Source organism: Culturomica sp. (assembly GCF_003524185.1).
Lineage (GTDB): Bacteria > Bacteroidota > Bacteroidia > Bacteroidales > Marinifilaceae > Culturomica > Culturomica massiliensis.
In genome coordinates, this window is record NZ_DOED01000016.1 from 141684 (window position 1) to 153899 (window position 12216).

Annotated in this window: 8 protein-coding genes and 1 tRNA gene; 6 read left to right on the top strand and 3 right to left on the bottom strand. The window is 42.7% G+C overall.

What is annotated here, in order from left to right:
- Positions 1-107 precede the first annotated feature (107 nt).
- Positions 108-2117: a urocanate hydratase gene (gene hutU, locus DD657_RS06950; RefSeq protein WP_021988383.1), complete on the top strand. Its 2010-nt coding sequence runs from the start codon at positions 108-110 to the stop codon at positions 2115-2117.
- Between the two features lie 42 nt (positions 2118-2159).
- Here hutU and DD657_RS06955 read toward each other — a convergent pair.
- The 3 genes from DD657_RS06955 to DD657_RS06965 form a co-directional block, all read right to left on the bottom strand.
- Positions 2160-2230, bottom strand: a tRNA-Gln gene (locus tag DD657_RS06955).
- 86 nt (positions 2231-2316) lie between these two features.
- On the bottom strand, positions 2317-4251 hold the full coding sequence (locus DD657_RS06960; RefSeq protein WP_287049199.1) for a SpoIIE family protein phosphatase: 1935 nt from the start codon (positions 4249-4251) through the stop codon (positions 2317-2319).
- 312 nt (positions 4252-4563) lie between these two features.
- A complete protein-coding gene (locus DD657_RS06965; RefSeq protein ID WP_021988385.1) occupies positions 4564-6249 on the bottom strand; it encodes a peptide MFS transporter in 1686 nt (561 codons plus the stop codon).
- 94 nt (positions 6250-6343) lie between these two features.
- On the opposite strand from DD657_RS06965, the gene DD657_RS06970 reads away from it, so the two are divergent.
- From DD657_RS06970 to DD657_RS06990, 5 genes are all read left to right on the top strand, one after another.
- A complete protein-coding gene (locus DD657_RS06970) occupies positions 6344-7888 on the top strand; it encodes an NAD(P)H-hydrate dehydratase (protein ID WP_287049201.1) in 1545 nt (514 codons plus the stop codon).
- Positions 7885-9015 carry a DUF4831 family protein gene (locus DD657_RS06975; protein WP_287049202.1) on the top strand — a complete coding sequence of 377 codons (1131 nt, stop codon included), beginning with the start codon at positions 7885-7887 and terminating at the stop codon, positions 9013-9015. Before DD657_RS06970 ends, DD657_RS06975 begins: the two co-directional genes overlap by 4 nt.
- A 52-nt stretch (positions 9016-9067) precedes the next feature.
- Positions 9068-10846 carry a chloride channel protein gene (locus DD657_RS06980; protein WP_021988387.1) on the top strand — a complete coding sequence of 593 codons (1779 nt, stop codon included), beginning with the start codon at positions 9068-9070 and terminating at the stop codon, positions 10844-10846.
- Between the two features lie 14 nt (positions 10847-10860).
- Positions 10861-11739 (top strand): cation diffusion facilitator family transporter, encoded by an 879-nt coding sequence (locus DD657_RS06985; protein ID WP_287049203.1) that lies wholly within the window; start codon positions 10861-10863, stop codon positions 11737-11739.
- 95 nt (positions 11740-11834) lie between these two features.
- Entirely contained in the window at positions 11835-12056 is a 222-nt protein-coding gene (locus tag DD657_RS06990; RefSeq protein WP_009135471.1) for a DUF2795 domain-containing protein, read from the top strand.
- The last annotated feature ends 160 nt before the right edge of the window (positions 12057-12216 follow it).

Here is a 12216-nt window from a genome sequence, read left to right on the forward strand (position 1 = left end):
CTTGGAGTTTAAAATTTGTAATACAAGATAATAGAAAATTATTTTTCGGAATCGTTTTAAAGTCGTAAATTAGCCTGTTCGTAAAAAGTAATTAATTAAGATATACTATGACATTAAAGGAATTTCAACAATCTATCCGGGAAGGTATACCGTCAGAATTGCCTGCACAGAAACCTTATGATCCGGAGGTAAATCATGCGCCGAAGCGGAAAGACATTTTAACCCGGGAGGAAAAGAAATTGGCAATCCGGAATGCATTGCGGTATTTTGAACCGCGTCATCATGCTGTATTGGCTCGTGAGTTTGCAGAGGAATTGGAAAAATACGGACGTATTTATATGTATCGTTTCCGTCCCGATTATGAGATGTATGCACGTAATATATACGATTATCCCCACAATAGTTTGCAGGCGGCAGCTATTATGCTGATGATCAACAATAATCTGGATAAAGCTGTGGCTCAGCATCCGCATGAGTTGATCACATACGGTGGGAATGGGGCTGTTTTTCAGAATTGGGCGCAGTATCGTTTGACGATGAAATATTTGTCGGAAATGACGGATGAACAGACGTTGGTCATGTATTCCGGACATCCGATGGGCTTATTTCCTTCGCACAAGGAGGCTCCACGGGTGGTGGTGACGAATGGAATGGTGATTCCGAATTATTCCAAGCCCGATGACTGGGAACGTTTTAATGCTTTGGGAGTATCTCAATACGGTCAGATGACAGCCGGTTCGTATATGTATATCGGTCCGCAAGGGATTGTTCACGGAACAACGATTACGGTGTTGAATGCCGGACGTAAAATTTCGAAGCATGGGGAAGGATTAGCCGGTAAATTGTTTGTGACGGCCGGTTTAGGGGGGATGTCCGGAGCGCAGCCTAAGGCGGGAAATATTGCCGGTTGCGTAAGTATTACGGCAGAAATCAATCCGAAAGCGACGCATACCCGTCATTCCCAGGGATGGGTGGATGAGGTGATCGATGATCTGGATGTTTTGATGACACGCGTCCGGAAAGCAAAAGCCGGTAAAGAAGTCGTTTCCATTGCTTATCAGGGCAATGTGGTGGATTTATGGGAGCGTTTGGCAGAGGAAGATGTGGTTGTCGAACTTGGGTCAGATCAGACTTCTTTGCATAATCCGTGGGCCGGCGGTTATTATCCGGTAGGAATAAGTTTTGAGGAGAGTAAGCGGATGATGGCTGAAGAGCCGGAAAAATTCAAAGAAAAGGTACAGGAGTCATTACGTCGTCATGTTGCGGCAATCAATAAATGTGTGGCGCGTTTCGATACGTATTTTTTCGATTACGGAAATGCATTTCTGCTAGAGTCTTCCCGTGCGGGAGCCGATGTGTTGAAACCGGACGGAGATTTCAAGTATCCTTCTTATGTGCAGGACATTATGGGACCGATGTGTTTCGATTATGGTTTCGGGCCGTTCCGTTGGGTGTGCAGTAGCGGTGATCCGAAGGATTTAGCTAAAACGGATGAGTTGGCTTGTAAGGTATTAAATGAATTGGCTGCCGGTTCGCCCCGGGAGATCCAACAGCAGATGCATGATAATATCCGTTGGATAAAAGCTGCGGGAGAAAACCATCTGGTGGTCGGTTCACAGGCCCGTATTCTGTATGCAGATGCCGAAGGACGTATCCGTATAGCCGAGGCTTTTAATAAGGCGATTGCTGCCGGAGAATTATCTGCACCGGTTGTGCTGGGGCGTGATCATCATGATGTTTCCGGAACGGATTCTCCTTACCGGGAAACGTCCAATATATATGACGGGTCTCGTTTTACGGCCGATATGGCTATTCAGAATGTAATCGGAGATTCTTTCCGGGGAGCGACCTGGGTGTCTATCCATAACGGCGGAGGTGTAGGTTGGGGAGAAGTGATTAACGGTGGTTTCGGTATGGTTCTCGACGGTTCGGCTGAAGCCGACCGACGCTTGAAATGTATGTTATTCTGGGATGTGAATAACGGTATTTCACGCCGGAGTTGGGCCCGTAATGAAGGGGCCGTTTTTGCGATAAAACGGGCTATGGAAGAGAATCCGGATCTGAAAGTGACGTTGCCGAATATGGCCGATGACAAGCTGATCGAAAGTCTTCTTTAAGAGATGGTTATAAAAGAAAAACCCGGCGAAAGCCGGGTTTTGTTGTTCAACAAGGATTCGAACCTTGACTAACAGGACCAGAATCTGTTGTGCTGCCATTACACCATTGAACAGTGGTGTTGATTTCAACGGCACAAAAGTAAGCTTTTTTTTTATTTATACAAAAAATGAAAATATTTTTTTTGGAGGATTTCTTGCCCTATTTTTTATCCTTCATCCACTCTTCACCATATATGATGGTCAATAGGGTAAGGTCGTCGCTTTGTTCGTAATCCTGAACATGGGCTTGAATATCAGCCATGATTTTTTTGATGAATTCCCGGGGATGTAATTCCCGGTTGGTATGTACGATACTGATGAGGCGCTCCTTGGTATAAAATTCATTTTTTGCATTTTCGGCTTCAGTTACCCCATCTGTATAGAGTAATATTCCGGACCCCGGAGAGAACATATAGCTGTATTCTTCGTATGTGTAGTCCTTTATGATGCCTAAGGGAAGTTCTGCATGAATGTCGAAAAACGATATACTGCGATCCGGATAGGTCATTACCGGGGGCATATGACCCGCATTGCTGTATTTCAGAAGACCTGTTTTCAGATTCAGGGTACCGATAAAGAAAGTAACGAACATGTCGGCTTCGTTTCGTTCTGTTATCCGGTTATTCAGATAACGGGCAATATCCGAAGGGGATGTCGGATTGGTAGAGAAAGACCGTAAAAGACTGAGTGTATATGACATCAGCAGGGAGGCTGGAATACCTTTTCCCGAAACATCTCCGATGGCAAAATACAGTTCGTCTCCGATCATGAAGAAGTCGTAAAAATCACCTCCGACGGCTTTGGCAGGGTATAATATAGCAAAGAGATCCAGATTCTCTTTTTCGGAAAAGGTAGAAAAATTTTTCGGTAGCATGCCCATTTGAATTTGGTGGGCAATACGTAACTCACTTTCCATTTTTTCTTTCAATGTGGTTGCTTCTTTTAAGTTGGCAATATACTGAGTCAATTGATTCTGCATGTATTGAAAAGAGTCGTGCAGTTCTTTCATCTCATCACACGATCGGATTTTGGGCAGAGGTGCATTGAAGTTACCGGAGGCAATACAGCGGGCTGATAAGGCAAATTTATTCAATGGAGCCGTTATTTTCTTGATGGACAAGGAACTTATCAGATAGATCGCTATCATAAAAAGAATGAATGAGAAGAGTACAATGAAGTGGAAATAGCGTAAGTTGACGAATATTTCATCATAAGGACAGATGATGGCCATATACCATTCTGTGCCTATAATCGGACTGTAGAAGGCATAGGATTTGATCCCTTTGTCGTAAAATATCCCTTTGCCGGTTTCTCCACTGACAATGCGATGGGCTACATCCATTGCAGACGGGTCTTTCATGCCGGCAGCGACATCGAATGCGGTTACGTTTTTTATGAGTTGGCAATCCAGTGTACTGATGACATAATTACCGTTTTTATCAACTACGATCGTATACCCGCCGGGATAATCGATGTTAGCTTCAATGAATTTACCGATGTATTGTAAAGACAAGTCTACAGAAAATACACCGATGATATTTTCATTCTGATCTTTTAGGGGGACCGAATAGGTGGTTGTCATTACACTTCTGTTCCCGAAATCGTGGTAAGGTCTGCTCCAACGGGAGGTATTCTTTTCTTTGGCGATACGATACCAATTTTTTTGGTAGTAATCGTAAGCGTCGTCAAGCTCGGTTGTTATAACAGAATCACCTTCCATGTATGAATAAGGGGCAAAGTATTTGCCTTTTTCCGTAAAATAGTATGGTTCGAAAGCGATGGCACATCCGAATATTTCATCGTTGCTTTCGACAATCTGGCGTGTTATATTGTAAATGGTGTTCGGATCCTGGATATATTCCGTGATCACCCACCCCATGTTATTGGGGATTTTTTCTACCATACGTAACAGACGGGTCATACGAAGATTGGTTTTCTCTGCTATATGGTTAAAATTTTCATAGGCATTGGTCTCTATAAAACGATTGGCATAATGATAGAATATGGCAGAGCTCATGGCAAAGAGTAGTGTAAGGAAAAAAAGTATATGGATTTGAAGTCGTGCTGCGAAAGAAGATTGTATTCGTTTTAACATGTTCCTGGTTGTTTATTAAAGCGAATATAGTGAAAAAAGCAACTCCTTGAACTGCTTTAGAGTTATTTGATTAAAATTTGGTGTTTGAAGATTTTAGGGTTATTTAAAAATAGCATAGAGTGGAGATAGGAGCAAACCCGTTATTATCGCAGGAGTGGAAATGTTTTTGTCGTCGAATGAAAGCTGAAAATATTTAAAGACCGGTAGTTTATTGATGCTTGTGAATTATTGTGGGAAGGAATAGAAAAGTAAAAATAAAAATAGGAGGAAAACTGTTTTGTTTTCCTCCTATTTGGTTTATAGAATTCCTATTTATTTCGTTGCATTCTCCAAGCGTTTCATCATCATAAAAATGAATAATGCAGAGAGTAGACAAAGCGTAATGAGGATTGACCACAATGCCCATAGTTCCATATGTCCCCAAAGCATACCGATAATGGATACCAGGTAGTTACCGACAGCGGTAGCTCCGAACCAGAGACCCATCATAAGACCTTTGTATTTGGGAGGAGCTACTTTCGACACGAATGAGATACCCATGGGTGAAAGGAATAGCTCTGCAAATGTCAATACAAGGTAGGTGTTGATAAGAACAGAAGGAGATACAAGCAGGTCGTTAGCTATTACAGTTGCTCCATCCGGATTGGGGGTAGGAAGTCCCATTGAAAAGAATGCCATCACTGCAAAACCTAATGCTGCGATAAGCATACCGATACCGATTTTACGGGGAGCTGAAGGTTCGTTGCCTCTCTTGGCTAAAGCTCCGAATACTGCAAGAGATACAGGAGTAAGAGCTACAACGAAGAATGGGTTGAACTGTTGGAACATTTGAGGAAGAACTTCAATAAAACTACCCGGCTGTAAACCCATATATTTGTATACTAAAATACCTATGGAAAGGCAAGCTACTGCAGCCGATATCAGTTTTGATTTCATCTCTTTCGATTGGAACAAAGAGAATAAACTGTATATTAATGTGATAACGAATACCAGGTTAAACACGTTGAAGCTCATGCCTAAAGCACCGTCTGCGGTTCTGGCCGTATAGTCACGGGCAAAGAAGGTAAGGGTAAGTCCGTTTTGGTGGAATGCCATCCAGAAGAAGATAACAACAGCAAATACTAAAACAAGAGCTGTGATACGGGATTTTGTTTGCTCCGGTGTTAATTCCACAATATTTTCTTGTTTTCCGTTTGCAGCAGCTTGTTTTGTGTTGACATCTGCATGTTTGAAGGTTCTCTTGAATACCTGGTAGATAAGCATTGATGCGATAAGTGAAATACATGCCACGGCAAATCCATAGTGGTATGAAAGAGATAGCTCATCGATGTATTTATGAGAGAATGCAGCCAGGTCTCCGTTGAATCCGGATACTTGGTGAGCAAATTGAGTCAATGTATTGAGTGATTCGGTTGCCATTTCTTGTCCTTTATCCAAAAATTCGTGACAAAGGGCAGGAATATCGCCTTGGTATTTGAAACCGGCTTTTCCCATGAAATGTTCCGTAATTTTTGAGGCAGCTGTAGGAGCAAAAAGAGCACCGATATTGATAGCCATATAAAATAGACTGAATGCGGTGTCGCGTTTGTCTGAATATTTCGGGTCGTCGTAAAGATTACCGACCATTACCTGAAGATTGCCTTTGAATAAGCCTGTACCCAATGCTATTAGGAAAAGTGCCCCGAACATGGCAGCAATACCGAAAGCATCACCCCCGGTAGGGATTGCAAGGCAGGTATAACCGGCAAACATGACAACGATACCGGCCGTTACCATTTTTCCGTAACCAAATTTATCGGCAAGAATACCTCCTAAAATTGGTAAAAAATAAACTAAGGCCAAGAAACCAGCAAAAATGTTAGATGTAGCTGTTGAACTAAAGCCAAATTTTGCCTGCAGGAAAAGTGTAAAAATAGCAAGCATCGTGTAATACCCGAAACGTTCTCCTGTGTTGGCAAGAGCCAGGGCATACAGTCCTTTAGGTTGGTTTTTAAACATAGACTTAATTATTTAGATTTAATTATTATTTTCAGCGGGGGCAAATATAAGAATTTTTCTTTATTTTTCGATTTTAAAACGTTTGAGTAGACAGATGAGAATGTTAAATAAAATCTTTAAAACCTTGCAGATCGCAGAACTGGATCGCTATACGATTGAACATGAGCCTATAAAATCGATAGACCTCATGGAGAGGGCTGCTATAAAATGGACTGAAAAATTTTTAGAAATTTATGGCAATTATGTCCGGTTTACGGTAATTGCAGGCAGAGGTAACAATGGGGGTGACGGTTTTGTCATTGCCCGGTTACTGGCAGAAAAAGGATATGCGGTTACTGTATTTCAGTTGGCCGGGACAAAAATGAGTCCGGATTGTGAGAAGAATAGTGAACGCTGGAAAGGGAAAATCGTCGTGGTATCGGGGGAGAATGATTTTGTATTGGAAGAGAATGCTGTAATTATAGACGCCATGTTCGGTTCCGGCCTCAATCGTCCTGTTACCGGACCGGCAGCAGACGTGATTCGTAAAATCAATGCGGTTCCTAACCGGGTAGTGGCTGTGGATATTCCTTCCGGTCTGATGGGAGAGGATAATTCAGGCAATGACAGGGATTGTATTGTACGGGCTGACTATACATTGACGTTTCAATTTCCCAAACTGGCTTTTATGTTTCCGGAGAATGCTGCTTTTGTCGGTAAGTGGAGTATAGTCGATATCGGACTTCATCCGGAGGGAATTTCACTTACATCTACCCCTTATTATTATTTAACAGAGCGTCTTGTTGCAGATGAATTACCGGTAGCGGAAACTTTTGCCCACAAAGGAACGAATGGGCACGGTTTGCTGATTGCCGGTTCACAGGGTATGATGGGAGCGGCGATTCTGGCGGCCAAAGCCGCGGTGCGTTCGGGACTCGGTTTGCTTAGTTGTCATATCCCGTGCGGGGAACGGCAATTGATACAGATGGCCGTTCCGGAAGCTTTGGTGGATACGGATCTTTCTGAATGTTGTTTTTCGGTGTTGAAGAATGCGGAAAAATACGATGCGATAGCCGTTGGTCCGGGATTGGGACAAAAGCCGGAAACGGTACGGGCGTTAAAAATGCTACTGGAAGAGTGGAAGAGGCCTCTTATACTGGATGCAGATGCTTTGAATATATTGGCAGCTCATCCTGCTCTGTTGGATAGGTTGCCCGAGGGGTCTATACTTACTCCTCATCCTAAAGAATTTGAAAGATTGGCCGGAAAAAGCGGAAATGATTTTGAGAGATTAAATAAATTAAGCATTTTTGCAAGTCGTTATAACGTATGTATTTTACTGAAAGGTGCTCATACGGTTATCGTATCGCCTGCCGGAAAATACTGGTTTAATATGACCGGTAATCCCGGAATGGCTAAAGGAGGGATGGGAGATGTGTTGACAGGGGTTATACTGGCTTTATCGGCGAACGGAATGCCTTCTGAAGAAGCTGTCAAATGTGCCGTTTATGCCCATGGACTGGTGGGGGATTATGTGGCTGAAGAGGTTGGAGAAAGAGGGGTATATGCGGGTTTGGTTGCTGAAAATATGGGGAAGGCCTGGCATACTTTGGAATTAGTAAAAAACGAAGTAATAAGGAATAAATCACAACGTTTATGAGAAAGATTGCTTTTGTATTGTTATTGACTGCCGGAATCTTTTTTTCCGTGACGGCACAGAAAAAGAAAGAAATAACAACGCCTCTTACGGTAAATTACTGTTTGCCTAAAGTTGCTTATCAAGTGAAGGTTCAATTGGAATGTACGCATCAGGTTCCCGGACCTTTCTGGAAAAATGCCGAACGGGAGTTGGGGGTGAAACCCGACATTACCGTAGCCGGAAATTATTGGAGGATCGTTGATATTGAAATGAAGCCTTATTATATCCCGGATGAAAATGCAATGTACGCTATGACGAGCAGCGGCGATTATAATCCTGTCATGTTGAGTTTGAGTCCGGAGGGGTTTATTGCAGGTGTTGCAGCCCGTTCTTCGGCATCGCCGGTGCCGGATGCTGTTTGGAGTTATGTGCCTTTTCAGGAGGAGACGGAAGAGGTCGTGGATATAACATCGCTGAACACCTATAATCCGTTGAAAGAAGTGCTTGATACCAATTACACATATCAGGAGATTGACGGAGTGATGAAAAAAATATGGGATCCTATTGTCAGATATACGACGAAGAGTGCGGAAGATAATATGAGTGAAGCCGTAAAAGAAATTTTTAGGATACGTTCAGAGCGTACCCGGTTGTTGGCAGCGGAGAACAGTGTGCCGGACGGAGAATCCTTGCGTATTATTCTGAAAGAATTCGATCGCATGGAAAAAGATTACCTGATGTTATTTATGGGGAAAGAGTCTGTACAGCGTTTTGAGCAAACATTTACCGTTGTTCCGGAAAAGGCCGGAGAGACCGTTGTGGCATTCCGCTTTACAGAAGCTGCCGGTATTGTGCCGAAAAGAAATGTCTCGGCAATGGCTTATGGAATTAGAGTAGACAATGTCATTGTTCCGTCAGCCCCTTCCGATAATACAACGGTGCCTGCTTCCAGTGCGATTTATTATCGTGTTCCGGCAACAGCAACCGTGAGTTTAATGAAAGTCAACGAGGTTTTGCAGAGTTTCCCTACAGTTGTTCCACAACTCGGCGTAATTAAAACAATTCCAACGGATGTCATCAGTAATGAGGGGTTGTCACTGGAGTTTTATCCGCAGTACGGTTCATTGAAAAGTATTAATAAAAAATAGACAAGACAAATGATGTTGCATACAGTGACAGGACTGTCTTAATATTGAAATCATGTCGTGGTGGAGTAATTGGTTCGGACGTTTTTTGATTTGGCGGGTACGCTATGTAAAAGAAAAGAATTTTATTCTGGTTTTGAGCCTGTTGGTGGGCGTCGTGACCGGACTGGCTGCTGTTATGTTGAAGAATATGGTGCATTATACCCATTTGTTTTTTACAGAACGGCTTCAGGTGGACGGGGGAAGTTTGCTTTTTTTTATTTATCCTTTTATAGGTATATGGTTGACGTCTCTTTTTGTCCGTTATTTTGTGCGTGAAGATATCAGTCATGGGGTAACGAAAGTGTTGTATGCGATTTCACGCCGGAACAGTATGATAAAGCCTCATAACAATTATTCATCGATGATTGCCAGTACGATTACGATCGGTTTCGGAGGGTCTGTCGGTACGGAGGCTACCATTGTGTTGACGGGGGCTTCTATCGGTTCGAATCTGGCCCGCTTTTTCCGGATGAATTATAAGGTCATGACACTAATGATCGGATGCGGTGCCGCCGGTGCCATTGCCGGTATATTTAAGGCTCCTATTGCCGGAATTGTCTTTACGCTCGAAGTGCTGATGCTGGATTTGACAATGGCTTCTTTGATACCGTTGATGATTTCGGCTATTTCTTCCTATGTTTTGGTGTACTTCCTGATGGGGGACGGGATGGTTCTCGATTTTACCGTGCACGATCATTTTTCGTTGGCTAATGTACCGTATTATATTATTTTAGGCATATTCTGCGGTTTTTTATCGGTTTATTTTATCCGGATGAATATCCGTATCGAGCATTTTGTGGCTTCTATCAAGAATCCTTTTAAAAAGGTGTTGGTGGGGGGGGCATTGCTCGGTTTGTTGATTTATATTTTTCCTCCGTTATACGGGGAGGGGTATACCTCATTACAGGACTTACTGACAGATAATGCAGACAATATATTGAACAATACCTATTTTTTCAGTCTGAAAGGGAGTATGTTCATGGTTGTATTGTATGTTATCGGCCTGGTATTCGTGAAAGTGATTGCTACTGCGCTTACCAATGGTAGCGGCGGTGTAGGCGGTGTTTTTGCTCCCAGTTTATTTACCGGCGGTGTAGGTGGCTTTTTGATAGCTACATTGATCAATATGTCCGGAATCGTTACGGTGCCTGTGAGTTATTTCGTTTTGGCCGGAATGGCGGGAGTCATGTCCGGAGTTATGAATTCCCCGCTTACAGCTATGTTTTTGATTGCGGAGATTACCGGGGGATACGCTATGCTGGTGCCGCTTATGCTTACATCTGTTGTGGCGCATCTGACGGGGAGGGGGATGGAGCCTCATTCTATTTATGCCCGCCGTTTGGCTATGAAAGGGGATCTGATCACTCATAATAAGGATAAGGCTGTGCTTACATTGATGAAGCTGGATAAAGTAATTGAGACCGATCTCAAAACCATATCGGTGGATGCTACGTTAGGAGATATGGTGAAGGTTGTATCCAAATCTTCGCGGAATATTTTTCCGGTAATCGACGTAAACGGGGAGTTGTTGGGAATCGTATTGCTGGATAATATCCGGAAAATCATGTTTAATCAGGATTTGTACACGACGACTTATGTACGGGATTATATGGTGACGCCGCCTGCTGTTGTAAATGTTGAAGATCCGATGGATGTCGTGATGAAAAAATTTGAGGAGACAGATGCCTGGAATCTTCCGGTTATTCAGAATGATAAATACATCGGTTTCGTTTCCAAGGCTAAAATTTTTAATACCTACCGAAGAGTATTGCAACACTTCTCCGATGAGTAAAATATTTGATAATTATGGGGAATTCTAATTCGAAGCTGGGGTATCAGGAAGGAGTTGTCTCCGTCATATTGAATTTGCTGCTTTTCGTGTTGAAATATTATGCAGGGATCGTATCGGCTTCTGTAGCTTTGATTGCAGATGCCTGGCATACCCTTTCGGATTCTCTTACTTCGCTGATGGTCATTGTCGGAATTCGTTTGTCAACCCGTAAACCGGATAAAGAACATCCTTTCGGTCATGGACGCTGGGAACAGATTTCAGCTATTATTATTGCTTTGTTGTTAGTGATGGTCGGTATCGAATTTATCAAGGATTCCATTGCTAAGTTTACGGCACATGAATTTGCCCGTTTCGGAGCATGGGCGTATGTTGCTACGATCCTTTCTATTGCCGTGAAAGAAGGATTGGCCCAATATGCGTTCCGGATTGCCCGGATAACCGGGAATTCTTCGGTAAAGGCAGACGGATGGCATCACCGGAGCGATGCGCTTTCTTCCGTAGTCGTTTTGGCGGGTATATTTTTGAGTCCCTATATCTGGTGGATGGACAGTGCTTTGGGAATTGTGGTTTCTTTGATGCTTTTTTATGCCGCTTATGGAATTATCCGGGAAGCCGTCAATAAAATTTTGGGGGAAGAGCCTTCTGCCGCTACGGTCAGTGAAGTAAAAAAGATCGTTGCCGAAGAAATGGGAGAAAGTGCGTTTCCGCATCATTTTCATATCCATAATTACGGGGATCATATTGAATTTACTTTTCATGTAAAAATCCCCGGAGAAACAACCGTGGCAGAAGCACATGCCCTGGCTACCAGAGTAGAGGTTCGCATAAAAAAAGAATTGAATATGGATGCGACAATACATATTGAGCCTTTGCTTTTTCAAGCGTGTTTTTAGAATTATTAACAATAATTTGACCTCTCACTATTGTTTTTTCCCGTAAAAACTTTACTTTTGCGAAAATTTTGGAAAACGGTTAAAACGAATATACTATGTACTGGACCCTTGAACTTGCGTCGAAATTGGAAGATGCACCTTGGCCTGCATCTAAAGATGAATTGATAGATTATGCTATCCGTTCCGGTGCACCAATGGAAGTAATTGAAAATCTTCAGGATATTGAAGATGATGAGGAAATTTTTGAAAGTATCGAAGACATTTGGCCGGATTATCCGAGTAAAGATGATTTCTTTTTTAACGAGGACGAATATTGATATAAAATATGCGCTAAAATGTGCTGATACAATGTATTACGTAGAGGGCTGTCGTTTATACGATGGCCTTTCTCGTTTTATATAGAGGAAAACTCTTTGATTAAAATAGACATGGCATTGGAGACGATGTCATTTTTTGTGTCAAGCTTGTTGGTATCTA